The sequence below is a fragment of the Pseudomonas sp. R5(2019) genome (assembly GCF_009905435.1).
Lineage (GTDB): Bacteria > Pseudomonadota > Gammaproteobacteria > Pseudomonadales > Pseudomonadaceae > Aquipseudomonas.
Map to the genome: position 1 here is coordinate 1 of NZ_JAAAMT010000011.1, position 18,194 is coordinate 18,194.

Genomic DNA, 18,194 nt, shown 5'->3' on the forward strand with positions numbered 1-18,194 from the left:
AGCGGTTTCCAAAACGGTGCTCAAATCCTGTGCAACAGACATAAAAAATCCGGAATCCTTATCGGACTCCGGATTCTCCAGCTGTTCAAGGATTAGTCAACAATCCTTAAGTGAACAGCATTGCGCTTCATGAGCGGCCTTTTTTTTACTTGTGCTGAATCAGTCAGCCTGAAGCCAAGACTCAACCTCGTCATTGCCATACTCGGCTTTCCACTCTTTCAGCTGCTTGTGGTTGCCGCCTTTGGTCTGGATGGTTTCGCCGGTCAGCGGGTTTTTGTAGGTCTTAACCTTGCGCGCTCGTCGAGTACCTGCGGAGCTGCTTGCGGCGGCTTTAACGGTGCTCAGCTTCTGTGGGTCGAGGATCGCGATGATGTCGCGCAGCGACTTGCTGTACTCACCCATGAGAGTGCGCAGCTTTTCTTCGAATTGCAGTTCGGTTTGCAGGCGGTCATCAGTTTGCAGATTAGCCAAACGGGATTGCAACTCTTTGATTGCTTCTTCAGTAGCGCGGTATTCATTGATCAGGGACATGCTAGGTGCTCCATGTATAGAGAAGATAAACTAATTCTATTTCTGTTGTTCTTGCCGTGTCGATAACTTTTTTAAAATTTACGGCTTTTTCTTAGTAGTGCTTTTTAACGGTGCGGGTGCAGCGTGAACGGTCCGCTGTTTCCTGATGTCCCGGTTTGCCCTGATAGTTTTAAGGGTGGACTTGATCCCATTGTCCTGGCGAGTCGCTTGTTGAGCAGTCGCGGAGTCATGAAGTTCTTGATATCTGCTTCGGTAGAAGTCGGCATTGATTCGACTTTCTGTCGCATTCTCTGAGAGAAGGGCATTTTGTTGTTTCAAATCATCGATCCGCTTTTTCAAGCTCTCGATGGTTCTTGTCGATGCTGCTGTTCCTTCGTCAACAAGTGCTTTCGCTTCTACTCGCGCTCGTTCAATTTCACGCAAACAGTGATTCTCTACACCTTCCAGTCGTTCCACCGCGTCTTTGATTTCTTTTTGCGCGTTGGCATGAATCAGGTCTGCTCGTTCAGTTTGGAATCTGACCGCTTCATGGCCTTCCGATACCAATTTCTCGGTCTGATCTTTTTCCGCCTGAAGGACAGTGCATTGCCGGAGAGCATCTTGTAACTGTTGCTTCAGCGTATGGATTTCCAAGCTGAGCCTGTTGGATTGCTCCATGGCCTGCTGCGCATTGGCGCGCTCATTCTCCATCACCACCTGGTTCGCTTCTAACTCGCGCTCGATCTCTGCCTTACGGATGCCGAACGCCAGACCGGCTTCCTTCACCGCTTTGTGCCAAAGCTGTTCAAACAACGCCGAGATACTGGTTGGCAGGTCCAGGTTGAGCCCGACGCTTTCTGCTTCCGCATGGCTGACCTGGGTGGCCAGTTCCGCTTGGTAGTCGGTCTTCCCTCGGCTGATGTCACCCGCTGACCCTTTCTCGATGATCTCGCGCAATACGTTCCATCCCGGCAACGCATAGCCACAGCGGGTCAGTTCGCGGCAGCACACCAACGTGCGCGTGTAGGCCGACATCTTGTCCCAGTCCGGGGTTTGGACTAGGCGTGCGCGGGTCTGGGTGATGCCCATTGGGTTGAGATTCATCGTGTTGTCCTCCGTGTCGGTGCCGCTCGGTGTCGTACCAGCCGTGAAGTGGGGTAATCCCTTGCTGCCAGCGCTTGTCCATTTTTGGCCGCAGCCGGTCGAATTGACCTGGACCGCAGGGCCGGTTTTTGCCTGTTCAGCGAGTTTGCTGCCGTTTGTCGTTCATGAGCGAGCCTCTAGGATCGCGCAGGAGCGACGATTCCAGCCTTAGTCACCCGGTTGGGTGGCTTCAGTGCGGATCGTGGCGTAGGCGCGACCACAGGAGCTGCTGTGTTGTTCGCATATTTAGCTGAAAACGTACAATAAGTATCAGTATGGTATGTGATTCGAATACGTACGTAAATAGGTGTTTATTTCAGATAATTGGGATTATCTGAGGAAATGGAAACCTGCTCCATTTCTAGCGTACGCAGCAGATGTTCCACGGCTGGGGGAGGGGTGTTTTCGGGGGGATGTTGCTGAAAATGTTGGGTCATACCCCCGGTTAAATCGATGCAAAATTGCCCCGTGGAACAATTACGGAAAGTGGGGTACGGCGCTAAATTCGGGGGTTTGAGGGGGATTTTTCGCGGCTTTATGAGCTACGGACGTACTGCTTGTACGTTTTATAGGTACGAGCGGCGATCCTGCCCTTGAATCGCCGAAATGAGCTGGCACTCTATTTTCAGGTGGTGGCTTCAATGAATGCAGCCAAAGCGCGTCGAATCCAGCTAGCCGGTTGGGGTAGGTCGCGGCCATCGAAGGCCCAATTGATAAGGAAAGCGCAAAATGCACCCGGCGATCGGTCAACTGAACAACGGCAAGTTCTATGCCTACCTCAACGGCTACGACAATGAGCCAACCTACCGAGACACTGCTGAAGCACTGGAAGCACTGTTGGCCGGTGAACCTGAACCTTTGATAGCCGCGGTGGTGCACGTACCCGCCGAACAGGCAGCGCATCATGATTGCAAGACGTTCGACGTAACCCTGCGTTTCCAGTACCCGGGGGCGTGCCGAGATAAGCCAAAAATTAGGACATTCGTTCCGTAAGTAACTGTTTTTAAGGGAACTACTCATGTGCTGTGGAAGGAAGGTCGAGATTAGAGGGTGGCCGCCTGGGATTCTAACCAGCCTTACGGTTTTCGTCGTAATAACGAGCCCGCCGCATTCTCCTCGAAGGCTCTAGCCTCTTCGATATAGCCGTGGACGGTGCCGTCGTGCCGCCAGCCTCCCTGACGTTTAATTTCCAGAAAGTCCGCCCCAGCCCTATGCGCACTGGTGGCCAGTCCACGACGCAGACTGTGACTGCTCAGTTCGGGCACATACGAGAGCCCTGCGGCTTGGGCACGGGCCGCCAGGATGGTATTCACGCTACCCTCGTGCAGCGCCACCTCGCCGACGCTGCCCCAGCGGCTGATGCGCCGGAACAGCGGCCCCTGTTCGATCTGAGCGACATCCAGCCAGTACCGTAATGCCTTCGCTGGGCAGCAGACGCTGTCGCCGTACGGGATTGCCTTATTCAGTCCTTCTCCACCCTGATCGGTTTTGGAGCGCGGCAGCGTGATCTGCAGTCCCTCCCGCTCCCACTGTAGATTTTCCACCTCCAGCGTGACCAATTCGCTGCGCCGGAACGCGCCGAAGTACCCCACCTGTAGCAACGCGCTGTCACGCCGGGCGGCGATCCCTTCGAGTGTGTCCAGGTGCGACACGATGCGTTCAAGATCCTCCAGCAGTAAGGCCTTGGCTTTTTGTCGCGGACGCCCATGCACCCGCTCAATACCGCGCAAGGTCTTGCGTACGGTGGCGGTGGCGGCCGGATCAAGAAAACCCTGATAGCGGTGCCATTGCGCTAGCGCTGTAAGGCGCAGAGCCAGGGTGCGTGGGTTCTGCACGTCCGCAAAGGACAGCAGGTAACGAATCACCGCCGTTTCATCGCATGGCAGCACGCCACCCCAGGCGAGGAAGTGGCGGATGGCCGAGCGGTAGGTACGCCGGGTGTTGTCGGCGGTCGCCGCCGCGAGAAAGCGTTGGTGTTGTTGGGCCAACTGTGCAGGGGTGGTGAACGTACCGGGGGTACGCGCAAGCACCGTCGGTTCTTCTTGCCGACTGGAGGGGAGGTTTTCGTCATTATTGCCGGCTGTCATCACGAAGCGCCCGTTTAGGCCATGTGTACCGCAGATTATAGACACAACCCTCGATCGCGATGACTTAACTCACGATAACCAGGCTTATCGTGGGTTAACTGGCGGTCTCAGTCGGCTGAACTATTCTGTACTTAAATCGAGGTATTACGTTTTCCATAATACGGTACGAAAAAATCCGAGGTGGTCATGGCCCGTTCCGGCGTCCTCTATGTGCATGTTGCCCATGCCGCCGCTCGGCTCGTGGCCGAGGGCCACAACCCGACGATCGACCGCATCCGCGTCGCCCTGGGTGGGACTGGCAGCAAAAGCACGCTGGCGCCGTTGTTAAAGCGTTGGAAAGCCGCGCACCCCGGCACGCTGGCCCAGGCCGAACTGGGATTGCCCGCGGAGCTGGTCCTGGCGCTGAAAGGACTGTATGAAAAAGTTCAGGCGGAGGCGGCCGTCCAACTCCAGCAGGCCGTAGCGGCTCACCAGGCAGAGGCCGCCGCGTTGCAGGAACAGTTGCAGCAGGCATTCGTCGAGCGCGACGCCTTGCTCAGCGTTCAGGAACAGCAGGCCCAGGCGCTTGCCGTAGCCACTACGCGCAGCCAGGGGCTGGCTGAAACCCTGCAGCGTCAGGAGATCGCCCTGGCCAGCCTGGGCAGTGAAAAGCTCGGGCTCGAACAACGTCTGGCTGACCGCGCTGCCGAGGCGGCCGCACTGACCCGGCAACTGCAACACGCGCGGGAGCAGTTTGAACATTACCAGGCATCGGTCGCGCAACAACGCAGCGACGAGCGCCAGGCCACTGAGCAACGCCAGCAGCGCCTGGAACACGAACTGGCAGCGCTCCGGCAGCGTCTGCTCGCGCAGCAAACCCGCCTGGGAGAACTGCAGGCGCAGGAACAACGCCTGGTGCAGGACCATGATCGTCTACAGGGCACCCTGCTCACGACGCAAGCGACGCTCGCGCAGAGTCAGATTGCGCATGAACACGTCCTACTTCAATTCACCGACTTGCAACAGTCGAATCAGGCACTGGAGCAGCGCCATGGCCAAGGTGAGCAGCGTTTGGCTGAGACGCGGACGCACTTGGCCGTCAATGAACGGGAGCGAAGCCTGCTGGCGGAACGCTTAAGCCAAACTGAAAGCCAATTGAGCCAGTTGGCCACAGAAAAGCAGCTTCTCGTGCAAGACAACGCGGTGCTGTCAAGCCAGCTCGCAGAGTCCAGAGCGATGAAGCCGAAGACTTGTTGACCGAAAAAGGCGCCTACCTCAGGCACCTGAAACCATCCTCCAAACCAAAGGAGCCAAACAGGAGGACAGTGGAGCAATCAACTCTTCAATACACAGCATGGCTGGAAGCCTTTCGCTGATCTGTGCGCCTATTGCTGCCTTAACAGATTTTCGAGGTCGAGCGGCAACCGTTCATTCACCTCATGAGTAGCCCAGCGATTCTGCTCGTACGCCCGCTTCCGGCGACTCTGTTGAACACCTAGGCGACTGAGAAAGTAGCAAATTCTATTGGGCGCTTCAGCTAAACGGCTCACTGCTATTGAGCTGGGGATGAGCAAAACGACGCTTGACCTTACCCCTGCGGCAAGGTCCATGATTTTAATAGGGACGGCCAGAGGTTATTCGTAACCAAGCACGCCCCTTTACAGCTGCCGCCGTCCTTACCTTCTGGCAATTCTGTAGCCTGCTGCCGGGGCGTGCCAGAAACCAAGGTCGTAGATGAGGAAAGCCGCCATGCGTAACGCCATTACCTACACCGCCCTTGCTACCTTCATAGCCCTTGGAACTGTTGCCACGGTATTTGCCGAACAGGCCAAAGCCCCCGCCCAAAGCAGTGCCGAGACAAAAAAGGGTGAAGACATGCACATGATGGACGGCAACCATATGCCGATGATGGACATGCAGGAAATGTCCAAGATGATGAAAAACTGCAATGCCATGATGGAGAACATGAGCCAACACATGGGCATGGAGTCCTCGAAGGGCGATAGCAAGGCACAATAGCGATCTGGTTCACGTCGGCCGTCTCCGTCCCTCGCCTGGAGCGAACTATTGCTCCGTGGGTGGCGACGCTGTTTGTAGGGTCGCCACCCCGATTCCCCAGGCTAAGCGTGAGATGCCATTTCATTGCGGCAGGCAAAGGAGGCGTCCGGCCATGAGTGACTTCACCATGCACTATGGGCACTGGGGGTGGGTGCTGATCATGGTGCTCATTGTATCCTGGGGCCTCTACCATTTCGTCGCTCCACGCAGTTGGCGTGACTGGATGGGCGCAGGTTTAGTGCAAGGGTTCATCATCGCGTTATATGCCGAGATGTACGGCTTTCCTCTGACTATTTACCTGCTGACGGGTTTCCAGGGAATCGATCTCCCACTGACCGGATTCTCGGGCCATCTCTGGGCAACAATGCTGGGCTACGGTGCTACTGGAGCCATGCTGGAAATGATGTTGGGCGGCGTGTTTATCGTGGTCGGCCTGGCTCTGTTGATCCGGGGCTGGGTTCAGGTTTACCGCACAAGTCTGGAGGGGAAGCTGGCGACACAGGGTATCTACGGTGTGGTCCGCCACCCGCAATACACTGGGATCATGCTAGCGGTCTTTGGACAGGTCATTCACTGGCCGACGGTGATCACGTTATTGTTGTTTCCCCTGATCGTCTGGGCTTATGTCCGTCTAGCGAAGCGGGAGGAGTCGGCCTTGACCGAACGTTTTGGCGAGGAGTATCAGACCTATCGGCAGCGGGTGCCCATGTTGTTCCCACGGTTGCGGAATTGGCGGGAGTTCATCCATTCACTGCTCTTTGCTTATCAGCAATAACCTCGTGTCCTCTGAGCCTACGTGATGAACACGTCACTACAAACGGATCACAGAGGATACTTGTTGACCGAAAAAAGGCGCCTAACTCAGGCGCCTGAAACCATCCTCCAAACCAAAGGAGCCAAACAGGAGGATGGTGGAGCAATCAACTCGTCATTACCCCGTAGGGCCGCCAGCCTTTCACCTGCCTGGGTGGAAAGAGACAGTGCGACAACGGCGCTTGCAACGGCGATCAGGGTCAGTTTCATACGACTTTTCCTTGAGGGGTGGTGGATACATTCGCGAAGGCGCAGTGCTGCGCGTGCGACCCAAAGCGATGACCGTGGCGGTGATCATCGCCGGCCTGTTGCCGATCCTTTGGGGCAGCGGCACCGGTAGCGAGGTCATGAGCCGCATCGCCGCGCCCATGGTCGGCGGCATGGTCACTGCTCCCTTGCTTTCTCTCTTTGTCATTCCGGCATCCCTGGCTGCAACTTGACCTGCTCACTGACGACACGGCGCAAGTCGGCGACCACCGAGGCAATATCCCGCCCCCGCACATCGATATAGACCCAGCCAGAAGGCCGTGCATTCTCGCTCTTGAGCATCGGCGGACCGTCGCTGACCTTGATCTTCGCCACCGTGCCAAGGGTGATCTGGCTCCCCAGTGGGGTGTAGATCGGTAGTTGTCCGGCACCACCGAGCGAATCACGCCACTCACGCGGATATCGCTGAACAACTAAGCCCAACTCCCTAAGCGTGGAAAGTGGTTACTGCTTACGGCCTATCGTCCGGGTCACGCTTGGTCGGTTTGAGCTTCTGCGTGTCCTCGGTAGTCGGCGCATTTTTGTGCATACCACGCATACAAAACACCATCATTAGCGGACAAAGCAGCAACAGCAAGAGTGGCGCGGCCGCCACGATCCAGGTTTGGAAAGCCGGGAACAAGACATAGGCAACTGCCAAGACAATGGCTGCACTGACACCCAGCCGGACCATGTTGGGATTATTACGAATCATGATGCTCTCCTTTTGGGCTTGTCGTGGGAGGAAGCTCATCCAGAGCCGGCCCAGGTGGTTGCTCAGCCAGATACGACAGGGCCTCGCGCATGATCTGAAGCGTGGTAATACGCGCATTCAGCGCGTCGATGTTACTCAGCGCAATGGCCTGAACCTCGTCGTCAGGACGATTGCGGTCCAGCCATAACGCCAACAAGGCACGAACCCGTTCGATCGGCATCCCCAGATCTCGCGCATGGTGGATGAAACGTAAAATGTGTACATCGCGTTCGCAGTAAACGCGATAACCAGACAATGTGCGCTGTGGCTGCGGGATCAGGTCAATGCGCTCGTAGTAGCGGATCATTCGAGTGGACAAGCCGCTGACACTTGCCACCTCACCAATGTTCATTAGTTCCTCCCGTTCGCTGAACCGCCGAATCAACTCGATTCTCGATGTGCTGGCTGCCAACGCTTCAGCAGCAAGGCGTAAGTCACCACGGAGACACTGGACAGCGCCATTGCCGCGCCAGCCACCACTGGACTCAACAGCCCTATCGCCGCCAGCGGAATACCGATCAGGTTATAGATGAAGGCCCAGAACAGACTCTTCAAAATCCGCCCATAGGTGTGACGGGACAGCATCAAGGCATCCGCCACTAGCGCCGGGTCGCCGCGCATCAGGGTGATACCCGCGGTGTGCATCGCCACGTCGGTACCGGTCGACATCGCGATGCCGACATCGGCCGCCGCCAGTGCCGGCGCGTCGTTGATGCCGTCGCCAACCATCGCCACAACTACGCTGTTGACCTTCAGTGCCCGTACCGCCGCTGCTTTGTCACCGGGCAGCACCTCGGCGCGTACCTCGTCGAGGCCGAGTAGCCTGGCCACGCTGCTGGCGGCTCCAAGGTTGTCGCCAGTAATCATCACGGTACGGATACCCAGCGCTTTCAACCTGGCCACGGCTAACCGGGCGGAGGGTTTTAGCTCATCACCGAAGGCAATCAGGCCTAACAACTGTGGTCGCTTGGATAGATCTGCAAGCCAGGACACGGTGTTGCCAGCCTCGGCCAATGCCGCTGCGCGAACGGCTAGCGGCGACAGGTCCACACCAATCTCCCGCATCAGCTGTGAGCTACCCAGCCGCAGATCGTGGCCTGCCACTGAGGCCGCCAAACCTCGCCCTGGCAAGGCCGTGACCCTGGATGCCGGTAGTAACGTCATGCCTTCTTGCTGGGCTCTGTCCAGTAGGGCTTGGGCCAGTAGGTGCTCACTTCCGGTCTGAGCTGACGCCGCTAGTTGCAGTAAGTACACACTGTTCCCATCCTTCGCTTCCAGCGCCGTGACCTGGGGTTTGCCCAGTGTCAGCGTGCCGGTCTTGTCGAAGACCACTACGCTCACCCGATGCGCAATCTCCAAGGCTTGCGCATCCTTGATCAGAATGCCGTGGCGCGCGCCGACCCCGGTACCGGCCATGATCACGGTCGGTGTAGCGAGGCCCAACGCACAAGGGCATGCGATCACCAATACCGCAACCGCGTTAATCAGCGGGCCGGCCACCTCGCCGGTCAGCCACCAGCCAATTAGCAAGCTCAGGGCCGCGACCACAAGCACCACCGGTACGAAGACGGCACTGATCCGATCAACCAGGCGCTGGATCGGCGCCTTGGTCGCCTGGGCGTTTTCGACCAGTCGAATGATTCGGGACAGGGTGCTTTCCGCGCCTACCGCCGAGGTCATGATCAGTAGCAGACCTTCGCCATTGATTGCGCCACCAGTCACTGGATCGCCTTCACCTTTCTCCACTGGCAGACTCTCACCGGTCAGCAGCGACTCGTCGAGATGGCTTCGCCCTTCATGCACCACGCCATCCGCTGGCACTCGCTCGCCCGGCCGCACTACCACCAGGTCTCCGACGATCAGTGAGCTGGCTGGAACCTCGTACTCCATCCCGTCGCGTTGCACGCGAGCGATGTCCGGTCGTAGCGCTTGTAACGCACGGATAGCGTCCGCAGTGTGATGCTTGGCACGCGCTTCCAGCCACTTGCCGAGCAAGACCAGGGTAATCACCACTGCGGAAGCCTCGAAATAGAGGTGCGGGACGCCGGGGCCGGAATACGCCGCCAGAAGATAGACCGACAGCCCGTAGCTCGCGCTGGTACCGAGCGCCACCAATAAGTCCATATTGCCGCTGCCTACACGCAATGCTCGCCAGCCCGCCCTATAGAAACGCGCACCCAGCCAGAACTGAACAGGCGTGGCCAATAGCAGTTGCACCCAGCCTGGTAGGCTCCACCGTGCGCCCAACAATGCGGCGAGCATCTGTATCATCAACGGTAAGGACAGCACGGCGGCCACAACTACCGGCCACCCGTCACGGCGACGCGGCGTACCAGTGGACACCTCGGCAGCCGGAATGCTGGCCTCGTAGCCTGCAGTTGCCACCGCTTGCATCAACACTGACAGCGACACTACGCCGGACACCGCCCGGACCCTGGCCACTTCACTGGCCAGATTCACCGTGGCCGATTGTACGCCCGGTACTTTCAGCAGGGCTTTTTCGACGCGCCCGACGCACGAGGCGCAAGTCATGCCGTCGATGGCCAGGACCAGTTCGTCTTCTTTCACGCGGTAGCCCGCGTCTGCTATGGCCTGGAGCAGCGGTGTCAGCGCTGTATTGGCATCAACTTCGACGGTTGCCGTTTCGCTGACCAAGTTGACGCTCGCAGAAGAAACACCGGGTATTCGGGCTAATGCTTTTTCGACACGTGCTACACAGGAAGCACAGGTCATTCCCGCTACGCCGAGCGTCCATTGCTGGACAGGACTGAATGTGGCGGTAGTGGTATGGGGGAATAGGCTGGCCATCACCCACCTCCTGAGGGACCTATCTGTTATAAGGTTGGACCTTGCCACTGCGGCAAGGTCAAGCATCAATGTGATTGCTGGACGGGACCGCGAAAAGAGGATTGAGGCTGGTCTGTCGACGGAGTCATCAGTTCAAATTTGAAGGCGCCGAAAAATGTTCTAATTCAGTGAGTTATAGAGTGAATGGGCTTACAGGAGTAAATCAACCGGAGGGAAGCATTCTGAACGCCCTTCAAGAATACATTCCCAACCCCAGGTTCGAAGTGCAGAGGCACGCTCGAAATCTATGACAAACTCAGGTGGGATGTCCTTAAGGTCAGACCTAAGTTCAAATTGAGGTGTCATGGCATACTCAACGTCAAATCCCATCTTCCCGTGAATAAACTGCTGCATAACTTTGACGCGCTGAGGCCAATCAAGGCTTTTCCCTCGTCGGCTCTTACTCTGATAAACCATCGCGTTCAAATGGGCTGACGCATTCACGTAGTGCCGGCGTAGTATTGGTTCCAGGCATCCTTGATACGACTGGTGTAAAGGCTGAAGCCAAGGTTGTCGTTGGGTGTGTAATTACCGCCGAAGTAGGCGATCCACGGAGAGTTGACTTCGCCTGCATAGAAGGGTGCAAAGTCATCCCGCATGCTGCTGGAGTTGGGTTGGCTCATCGCGTGCAGCCGTCCGCCCTGTAGCACCAAGCCCTCGACACTGATGTTGGATGCGATGACGCCGCGGAAGCTTTCCTGCAGCAGTCGCGAATCGCCGTACTGCACGACAGGCGTGACAGGGAAGACATTTCAGTGTCCAGGAAACGGCGCCGCCGAGCTTGGAGTAATTGTCCTCGGCCTGGCCGAGCCCGACTCGAATCGGCCTATGACTCCGTGGGCCCATTCTTCCGAGTAGCCGTTTCCTGTACCACTGGACTGGTCTTTGCGAAAATCACGGTTGAAGTAGAAATTTCGATTGAGGATGCTCAGGCTGCTGCCTTCGATGAATCCCTCGCCTTTTTCCTCGGCGGCCATTGCAGCCTGCGCAGCGCTGATGCTCAAGGCGATCAGAGAAAGTCCCAACAGGGCCTTGTTGTTCATAAAACGCTCTTGATGTTTTGGCAGTTTTTTTCAATGTGAGGTTGTCTATATGCCGAAGCGCGCCGGGCATAGCCGGGTGCGCTACCGACATACTTCCACATGCAAAATAACGTCAGGGTGACTTGAAAATTACTTTTCCGTCAGCAACGCGTCATCAATGCTCAGTTCTCGCTGCTGCAGTTCGTTCCTGATACGCGGTACTCCAGAATATTCAGGTTTCCGCTCGAATCCTCGTAGGTCATTTGCGCAGGCATCACGCCGCAGCTGCCATTGGTCGACGTGACGTGAATGACCTTGGCGATGTCGAGCTTCATGCCATAGCGGTAGTGAGTGACTTCTGGCGAGTTCTTGCCTTGGGCGCTAGCGTATTCGCGCATGGATTGCTCGTTGGCCTGGATCATCTTGCCATACAGGCGATCGGAACTGCCCTCGGCCCATACGGTGGATGACAGCAGAGTCGCACTCACTATCAGCAGCAGTCTTAGGTGTTTCATAACAGCAATCTCCTCTCGGGTTTTCGACCCACGAGCCGACTATAACTCCGTAGTTAAGTACGGAATCAAGCAGGAAATGGAGTTGAAGAGAACCTAGACTATGGCGCTGAGAGAAGATGGTAGGGCTTAAGTACACTTTGGGGTTTGGGGAGCAATGGAACCGTGCGACCTGAGGTCGTCTGAATTTCTGTTTTACTGGAGAGTTTTCTCCCTCAAAGCCGTCCGAGCACCAACGCGTATCGCTGGTTTGCACCGCAATACGGCCTTCGTGCCGACGCGGCACGCCGGGCTGTTTTCGTAGACACCTCCATCAGATTCAGCAGCGGTTGCAGGTGCTCGCCGCACTGGATCACCCAGCGCGCCAGGGTTTGGCGGGGGATATCGACGCCGTGACGACCGAGGATTTTTTCGAAGCGGTGCAGCGGCAGACCATCGACGTATTTGGTGGTCAACAGCATCGCCAGGATGCTAGGACTGGCCATTCTCTTTTCGGTGACCGGTGCGGCTTCACAGCCGCGGCAGCCGTAGACCTTGTCCGCTGGCTCCCTTCACAACCACTGGCCAGCGCAGAGCGTTTTACCCATGCAGCGAAACGATTAGCGGACAGGAAACCGTCCCGTGGCTCGCACAACAGTCGTGAACCAGTTGCACCAAAACTGACTCGATCCGTCGCAGATCCGCGAGCTTGCCACGCACGTCCTCGAGCTTCTGCTCGGCGAGCACGCGCGCTTCATCACAGTGAGCGCCGTCATCCAGCCTCAATAGCCCGGCCACTTCTTCGAGGCTAAAGCCCAGCCGTTGCGCGGACTTTACGAATTTCACCCGGGCGACATCCGCCTCGCCGTAGCGGCGAATGCTGCCGTAGGGCTTGTCCGGTTCGGGTAACAGCGCCTTGCGTTGATAGAACCGGATGGTTTCCACGTTGACCCCGGCCGCCTTGGCGAAAGCGCCGATGGTCAGGCTTTCCAAATTGTTTTTCATAGCGCTTGATTCCGTACATGACTACGGGATTAACCTTAAACCATCGATCAAATGCTCGAAAGGAGAAATGCATGTCTGAACCATCAAACGGGCGCGCCCCTCTTGTCGCTGGGGGGCTTGCAGCGATTCTCGCCTCGACTTGCTGTCTTGGGCCGTTGGTTCTGATCACCCTGGGATTCAGCGGGGCCTGGATCGGCAACCTGACCGTGCTGGAACCTTACCGCCCGCTCTTTATCGGCGCGGCGTTAATCGCGCTGTTTTTTGCCTACCGGCGCATCTTTCGACCGCAACAAGTTTGTAAGCCGGGCGAGGCCTGTGCCATCCCTCAGGTACGTACCTCCTACAAGCTGCTGTTCTGGCTGGTGGCGGCATTGGCGCTAGTCGCGCTCGGCTTCCCTTACATCCTTCCCTTGTTCTACTGATCAGGAGTTCATCATGAGAAAACTGCTCGCATCCTTAGCCCTCGCCAGCCTGGTCGCCACACCTGTCTGGGCGGCCACACAGACCGTCACCCTGTCGGTGCCGGGCATGACCTGCGCCGCCTGCCCGATTACGGTGAAGACGGCGTTGACCAAGGTCGAGGGCGTGACCAAGGCTGAGGTGAGTTTCGAGAACCGCGAGGCCACCGTCACCTTTGATGATGTCAAGACCAATGCCCAGGCGCTGACCAAGGCGACCGAGGACGCCGGCTACCCGTCCAGCGTCAAGCAATAGGCGGGCATTCCGATGGAAAATCCTTTCAATCTGTTCACGCGGATCGGTGACAAAGCCGGTTCCGTCGGCGTGCTGGTTTCCGCCATAGGCTGCGCCTCGTGTTTCCCCGCCCTTGCTAGCCTGGGGGCTGCGATCGGTCTGGGCTTTTTGAGCCAGTGGGAAGAACTGTTCATCACCACGCTGTTGCCGTTATTTGCCGGGCTGGCCCTGGTCGTCAATGTCCTCGGCGGGTTCAGTCACCGGCAGTGGCGACGGGCTGCGCTCAGCCTGATCGGCCCGGCCCTGGTGCTGATAGCGGTGTATTTGATGCTGGCTCACGGCTGGCGGAGCGGCTGGCTGCTCTATATCGGCCTAGCCCTCATGTTTGGGGTGTCCATCTGGGATCTCGTGTCGCCCGCCCACCGCCGTTGCTCCCCGACGTCCTGTCCGACGCCGTCAAAATGAAGGAATAACACTATGACCAAACTACAAATCGTCGGCATGACCTGCGCTTCCTGTGTCGAGCATGTGAAAGAGGCCTTGGAGAAGATCCCCGGCGTGCATCGGGCGGATGTTTCCTACGCCAGCGGGAAGGCCGAACTGAAGGTCGACGATGGCGTAAGTCGTGAACAAATGCAGGCCGCCGTCGAGGCCCTGGGGTATCGAGCGGCGTTCGAAGATGCCACGGCACCAGTCCGTCCCGGCCTGCTCGACAAGGCACGGGGCTGGCTGAGCGGTAACACTGACGTCGGGAAAGAAGGTGACAGGCTCCACGTAGCGGTCATCGGCAGTGGTGGCGCCGCCATGGCGGCCGCGCTCAAGGCGGTGGAAGGCGGTGCGCGCGTCACCCTGATCGAGCGCGGCATCATCGGCGGCACCTGCGTCAACGTTGGCTGCGTGCCCTCCAAGATCATGATTCGCGCCGCGCATGTGGCCCATCTGCGCCGCGAGAGCCCGTTCGACGCCGGACTGTCCACCACGAGCCTGACCGTCCTGCGCGAGCGGTTGCTCGCCCAGCAACAGGGTCGTGTCGACGAACTGCGCCACGCCAAGTACGAAGGCATTCTGGAGAGCACCCCGGCCATCAGCGTGCTGCGTGGCACCGCCCGTTTCCAGGACGGCCACACGCTCAGCGTGGAACTGGCCGAGGGTGGCGAGCGCATCGTAGCCTTCGACCGTTGCCTGGTTGCCACCGGCGCAAGCGCGGCCGTTCCGCCGATTCCAGGGCTGAAAGACACGCCGTACTGGACCTCAGACGAGGCGCTGGCGAGCGACACAATCCCTAAGCGGCTCGCCGTGATCGGCGCCTCCGTAGTGGCGGTGGAACTGGCGCAGGCCTTCGCCCGGCTGGGTAGCGAGGTCACGATCCTGGCACGCAGTGCGATGTTCTTCCGCGAAGACCCGGCCATCGGCGCGGCGGTGACGGAGGCCTTCCGTATGGAGGACATCGAAGTGCTGGAGCAAACGCAAGCCAGCCAGGTGTCCCACGCCAACGGGGAGTTCGTACTGACCACCAACCATGGTGAGTTACGTGCCGACCAACTGCTCATTGCCACCGGGCGCTTGCCGAACACCCAGGGCATGAATCTGGACGGCGCCGGCGTGAAGCTGGACGAGCGCGGTGGCATCCAGATCGACCAGGGCATGCGCACCAGCGCAGCGGATATCTATGCGGCCGGCGACTGCACCGACCAGCCGCAGTTCGTCTATGTGGCGGCTGCTGCTGGCACCCGCGCGGCAATCAACATGACCGGCGGCGAGGCAACGCTCAATCTCGACGTCATGCCGGCCGTGGTGTTTACCGATCCGCAAGTGGCCACCGTCGGCTACAGCGAAGCCGAAGCGCACCACGCGGGGATCGAAACCGACAGCCGCACCTTGACCTTGGACAACGTGCCGCGCGCGTTGGCCAACTTCGACACGCGGGGTTTTATCAAACTGGTCGCCGAAGCGGGTTCCGGCCGATTGCTCGGCGTGCAGGCGGTGACTGCCGAAGCGGGTGAACTGATCCAGACGGCGGTGCTCGCCATCCGCAACCGTATGACCGTGCAGGAACTGGCTGACCAGTTGTTCCCCTACCTGACGATGGTCGAGGGCCTGAAACTCGCCGCACAGACCTTTAACAAGGACGTCAAACAATTGTCCTGCTGCGCAGGGTAATGAGAGAGCGAGGTTGAAGCATGAGCAACACGGCAGGCGAACTCGGTAGGTGCGACAGCCTACGCAAGACCTGGCAGGTGGTCAGTTTCTGGGGGCTGCCTGCCGTCGTGGCGACGATAGCAATTGTTCTGGCGGATCGACGCCCTGCGTTGTTCCTGGCAGCAAGCACCGCGCTGGTCGTGATGGGCGGCGCCTGCCTGGTCAACGCCGCGCGCTGTCGCCGCCTGCACTGCTACATCACAGGGCCTTACTTCCTGATGCTCGCGCTGAGTGCGCTACTGGCTTATGCGTTTGACCAAAACGGCGAGCATCTCTCCAGGCTGTGGCTGCTACTGGCTCTGGCTACCGTACCGTTGCTCATCTGGCTACCCGAGCGCCTAGCCGGACGGAAATATCTGAGTGCCCCAGTTTGCGGTGATGATCGGGAGTGTCGGTGATGAATGTCTACTCCATATCCAGATTGGCCGAGGCCGCGGGCGTCAGTGTCCATATAGTCCGAGATTATGTGCTGCGCGGCTTGCTGCATCCCGCGCGGCGCACGGAAAGCGGTTACGGTATTTTCGATGAGCGGTCCCTCGCGCGGCTGTGCTTCGTGCGCGCCGCCTTCAAGTCTGGTATCGGGCTCGACGAATTGGCGAGGCTCTGTCGAGCGCTCGATGCGGACGATAGTACCGATGTGATCGGGTGTATCGAGCGCTTGCTCCGGCAAATCGCGACACGGCAGGCGGCTTTAGCCGCAGTGAATTCGGAGTTGGCCGGGCTGACCCATCGCGCCATCGAAGGTCACACCCATGCGTAACACCAACCAATCCGAATCAATCAAGATGCCCCGCTGGCGCGCCTACACGTGGGGTGTGCTCGCCGCGCTCACTTGCCCCTGCCATTTGCCTGTGCTGGCATTGCTGCTATCAGGGACTGCGGCCGGGGCCTTCGTCAGCGAACATTGGAGCCTCGCAGCGCTCGTGCTGGCGGTTCTCTTCATCCTCTTCCTGCGAGCGGCATTGCAGGCCTTTCGGAAGCGGCCGTGACCCGCTCGGAGCACAGCGCGACCGACCACCACTGCCGAGTTGGGAAGGGAGGCTGCAGGTCGATCGACGCTCAGTCACGGGGCGTTGCTAGGTTTTCTTGGACGATGGAGGAACCCCACAATGAACGCAAACAATACCTCCAGTTGCTGCGAATGCTGCAAGGACATTCCCCTTGACGCCGCACTGACGCCGGAAGGTTCCGAGTATGTCGTGCACTTCTGTGGCCTGGAGTGCTATCAGCGTTTCATGTCGCGCGCAGATAAGCGGGCGGCATCCGAGCCTGATCACCCCTGTCATTTTCAGAAGACGATTGCACCAACTGACTGGGTTTGACGGCTGTTGTGCAGGCGGCTCCTGACAGCCCAGTATCAGCAGTCGTCCGCACCAAGCTCGTTTATGCTCAATACTCGTGTGCACCGTATTGAAGTCTGAGCATGGAATCAGACACACCACGAATTACCGAGCGAGGAGTGGCGACCCTGCCCGGCGAGGCATGGGAACTGGCCCGCCTCCCTGGAGCAGTTGCCGGCTACGTTTGCCAAGGTGATGCCGGAGCTGAGGAAGGCGTGCTGCTAAACGTTCAAATTCTCAGTAGCGCAGTCGGCTTCTGACATTACGTGCAATCGTCTTCTGAAAACGACACATGCGTTTTTACACAGCCTGGGCCGATTGCTGCCTGTCGCCGCAGTCAGCTGTGGTTCGGCCTCATGTGGCCGTATCGATACACAGCGAACCTAAATCCTCCAGCCGTGGTCGCCAAGGGAGGGGACTCGCTACTGGAGAAATTCGTCATGCTGATAGAATCGGACTAGCTACTCATAACATCCCTCTGAGAATTGGCATGAACCCAGAATTAACTGAAGAAGAGATGCGCCGGGCGCTGTTCGGTGGTGGCGAGCAAGTTGCGCAGGGCAGTGCGCCTCCAGTGCAAAAGCCTCTCTCGGATATCGTGATCACGCAGTCGGCGAAGGCGGCAGAGAAAAAGAAGGTCTCGAAAGCATTCACGCCCAGGCTGAGAGTCACGCTGCGGGTGGGCAATGAATTTGAAGGCAAGACGCACGAGATGGTCCATGAGGCCAATACGTTGAGTACCCTCCTAGCTGAGCAAGAAGCTACTAGGGCGGCTAGGAAAAAATTCCGATTTGTGGAAGTGGTTTCGATCAAGTCGATGTAGGTGGATTTTCACGAGGCTAGCGGGCTAGGAGTTGAACGGCTTTCATTTGGTGGCTAACCCGAACGACCTCTCTGGGAGGGGACCCCGGCCTGACGTCACTGGCGGCAATCGGCCATTTCTGTTGAAAAAGTCGGCTTCGGTTTCCACGGCAGAAAAGTACGCGTCGGAGATTGAAATCCATGCT

General features: G+C 58.2%; 21 protein-coding genes and 5 pseudogenes. 14 read left to right on the forward strand and 12 right to left on the reverse strand.

The annotated features are described in order from the left end of the window. Positions 1-159: 159 nt before the first annotated feature. Both mvaT and GUY40_RS09490 read right to left on the reverse strand, forming a co-directional pair. A complete protein-coding gene (gene mvaT / locus GUY40_RS09485) occupies positions 160-531 on the reverse strand; it encodes a histone-like nucleoid-structuring protein MvaT (RefSeq protein ID WP_166568702.1) in 372 nt (123 codons plus the stop codon). A 78-nt stretch (positions 532-609) separates the two neighbouring features. After that, the gene (locus GUY40_RS09490; protein WP_166568703.1) at positions 610-1,614 is read right to left on the reverse strand and encodes a DNA-binding protein; all 1,005 of its coding nucleotides are present in this window, start codon (positions 1,612-1,614) and stop codon (positions 610-612) included. Positions 1,615-2,382: 768 nt separating this feature from the next. Between GUY40_RS09490 and GUY40_RS09495 the strand changes: the two genes are divergently transcribed. Beyond that, positions 2,383-2,646, forward strand: coding sequence for a hypothetical protein (locus GUY40_RS09495; protein WP_166568704.1), 264 nt, complete (start codon positions 2,383-2,385; stop codon positions 2,644-2,646). A gap of 83 nt (positions 2,647-2,729) precedes the next feature. Here GUY40_RS09495 and GUY40_RS09500 read toward each other — a convergent pair whose 3' ends face one another. After that, positions 2,730-3,740 (reverse strand): tyrosine-type recombinase/integrase, encoded by a 1,011-nt coding sequence (locus GUY40_RS09500; protein ID WP_166568705.1) that lies wholly within the window; start codon positions 3,738-3,740, stop codon positions 2,730-2,732. Between the two features lie 186 nt (positions 3,741-3,926). Here GUY40_RS09500 and GUY40_RS09505 point away from each other — a divergent pair, with 186 nt between their 5' ends. The 3 genes from GUY40_RS09505 (at position 3,927) to GUY40_RS09515 (ending at position 6,552) form a co-directional block, all read left to right on the forward strand. Next, positions 3,927-4,976 carry a DNA-binding protein gene (locus GUY40_RS09505; RefSeq protein ID WP_166568706.1) on the forward strand — a complete coding sequence of 350 codons (1,050 nt, stop codon included), beginning with the start codon at positions 3,927-3,929 and terminating at the stop codon, positions 4,974-4,976. A gap of 492 nt (positions 4,977-5,468) precedes the next feature. Further along, positions 5,469-5,738, forward strand: a complete 270-nt coding sequence (locus GUY40_RS09510) for a hypothetical protein (protein ID WP_166568707.1) — start codon at positions 5,469-5,471, stop codon at positions 5,736-5,738. A 151-nt stretch (positions 5,739-5,889) separates the two neighbouring features. After that, a complete protein-coding gene (locus GUY40_RS09515) occupies positions 5,890-6,552 on the forward strand; it encodes an isoprenylcysteine carboxylmethyltransferase family protein (protein ID WP_166568708.1) in 663 nt (220 codons plus the stop codon). An 86-nt stretch (positions 6,553-6,638) separates the two neighbouring features. Here GUY40_RS09515 and GUY40_RS09520 read toward each other — a convergent pair whose 3' ends face one another. Continuing rightward, positions 6,639-6,800 (reverse strand): hypothetical protein, encoded by a 162-nt coding sequence (locus GUY40_RS09520; RefSeq protein ID WP_166568709.1) that lies wholly within the window; start codon positions 6,798-6,800, stop codon positions 6,639-6,641. A 38-nt stretch (positions 6,801-6,838) separates the two neighbouring features. Between GUY40_RS09520 and GUY40_RS09525 the strand changes: the two are divergent. Next, positions 6,839-7,030 (forward strand): annotated as a pseudogene (locus GUY40_RS09525) (efflux RND transporter permease subunit); the annotation flags it as partial. Here the strand turns inward: GUY40_RS09525 and GUY40_RS09530 are convergent. The 8 genes and pseudogenes from GUY40_RS09530 to merR form a co-directional block, all read right to left on the reverse strand. Beyond that, a pseudogene (locus tag GUY40_RS09530) lies at positions 7,011-7,262 on the reverse strand (efflux RND transporter permease subunit); the annotation flags it as partial. The pseudogenes GUY40_RS09525 and GUY40_RS09530 overlap by 20 nt on opposite strands. A 46-nt stretch (positions 7,263-7,308) precedes the next feature. After that, complete coding sequence (locus GUY40_RS09535; protein ID WP_166568710.1) at positions 7,309-7,551, reverse strand: DUF2933 domain-containing protein; 243 nt, start codon at positions 7,549-7,551, stop codon at positions 7,309-7,311. Further along, positions 7,541-7,942: a MerR family DNA-binding transcriptional regulator gene (locus GUY40_RS09540; RefSeq protein ID WP_178117754.1), complete on the reverse strand. Its 402-nt coding sequence runs from the start codon at positions 7,940-7,942 to the stop codon at positions 7,541-7,543. The genes GUY40_RS09535 and GUY40_RS09540 overlap by 11 nt, the downstream gene beginning before the upstream one ends. 29 nt (positions 7,943-7,971) lie before the next feature. Beyond that, a complete protein-coding gene (locus GUY40_RS09545; protein WP_166568711.1) occupies positions 7,972-10,398 on the reverse strand; it encodes a heavy metal translocating P-type ATPase in 2,427 nt (808 codons plus the stop codon). A gap of 482 nt (positions 10,399-10,880) precedes the next feature. Then, positions 10,881-11,480: pseudogene (locus GUY40_RS09550) on the reverse strand (OprD family outer membrane porin); the annotation flags it as partial. A 161-nt stretch (positions 11,481-11,641) separates the two neighbouring features. Continuing rightward, positions 11,642-11,974: a DUF2790 domain-containing protein gene (locus GUY40_RS09555; RefSeq protein WP_166568712.1), complete on the reverse strand. Its 333-nt coding sequence runs from the start codon at positions 11,972-11,974 to the stop codon at positions 11,642-11,644. Between the two features lie 284 nt (positions 11,975-12,258). Then, positions 12,259-12,507, reverse strand: a pseudogene (locus tag GUY40_RS09560) (transposase); the annotation flags it as partial. A gap of 43 nt (positions 12,508-12,550) precedes the next feature. Next, positions 12,551-12,955 (reverse strand): Hg(II)-responsive transcriptional regulator, encoded by a 405-nt coding sequence (gene merR, locus GUY40_RS09565; RefSeq protein ID WP_166568713.1) that lies wholly within the window; start codon positions 12,953-12,955, stop codon positions 12,551-12,553. Positions 12,956-13,026: 71 nt separating this feature from the next. Here merR and merT point away from each other — a divergent pair, with 71 nt between their 5' ends. The 9 genes and pseudogenes from merT (at position 13,027) to GUY40_RS09610 (ending at position 18,010) form a co-directional block, all read left to right on the forward strand. Then, positions 13,027-13,377, forward strand: coding sequence for a mercuric ion transporter MerT (gene merT / locus GUY40_RS09570; protein WP_166568714.1), 351 nt, complete (start codon positions 13,027-13,029; stop codon positions 13,375-13,377). A gap of 13 nt (positions 13,378-13,390) precedes the next feature. Beyond that, positions 13,391-13,669, forward strand: coding sequence for a mercury resistance system periplasmic binding protein MerP (merP, locus tag GUY40_RS09575; RefSeq protein WP_166568715.1), 279 nt, complete (start codon positions 13,391-13,393; stop codon positions 13,667-13,669). Positions 13,670-13,681: 12 nt separating this feature from the next. Further along, a complete protein-coding gene (gene merC, locus GUY40_RS09580) occupies positions 13,682-14,113 on the forward strand; it encodes an organomercurial transporter MerC (protein ID WP_166568716.1) in 432 nt (143 codons plus the stop codon). A 12-nt stretch (positions 14,114-14,125) separates the two neighbouring features. Further along, positions 14,126-15,808: a mercury(II) reductase gene (merA, locus tag GUY40_RS09585; protein WP_166568717.1), complete on the forward strand. Its 1,683-nt coding sequence runs from the start codon at positions 14,126-14,128 to the stop codon at positions 15,806-15,808. A gap of 20 nt (positions 15,809-15,828) precedes the next feature. Next, a complete protein-coding gene (locus GUY40_RS09590) occupies positions 15,829-16,245 on the forward strand; it encodes a hypothetical protein (protein WP_166568718.1) in 417 nt (138 codons plus the stop codon). Continuing rightward, positions 16,245-16,607: a mercuric resistance transcriptional repressor MerD gene (gene merD / locus GUY40_RS09595; protein WP_166568719.1), complete on the forward strand. Its 363-nt coding sequence runs from the start codon at positions 16,245-16,247 to the stop codon at positions 16,605-16,607. The genes GUY40_RS09590 and merD overlap by 1 nt, the downstream gene beginning before the upstream one ends. After that, complete coding sequence (gene merE, locus GUY40_RS09600) at positions 16,600-16,836, forward strand: broad-spectrum mercury transporter MerE (RefSeq protein ID WP_166568720.1); 237 nt, start codon at positions 16,600-16,602, stop codon at positions 16,834-16,836. The genes merD and merE overlap by 8 nt, the downstream gene beginning before the upstream one ends. A 93-nt stretch (positions 16,837-16,929) precedes the next feature. Beyond that, positions 16,930-17,169, forward strand: a pseudogene (locus GUY40_RS28230) (DUF3330 domain-containing protein); the annotation flags it as partial. Between the two features lie 508 nt (positions 17,170-17,677). After that, positions 17,678-18,010 carry a hypothetical protein gene (locus tag GUY40_RS09610; RefSeq protein ID WP_166568722.1) on the forward strand — a complete coding sequence of 111 codons (333 nt, stop codon included), beginning with the start codon at positions 17,678-17,680 and terminating at the stop codon, positions 18,008-18,010. Positions 18,011-18,194: the final 184 nt, after the last annotated feature.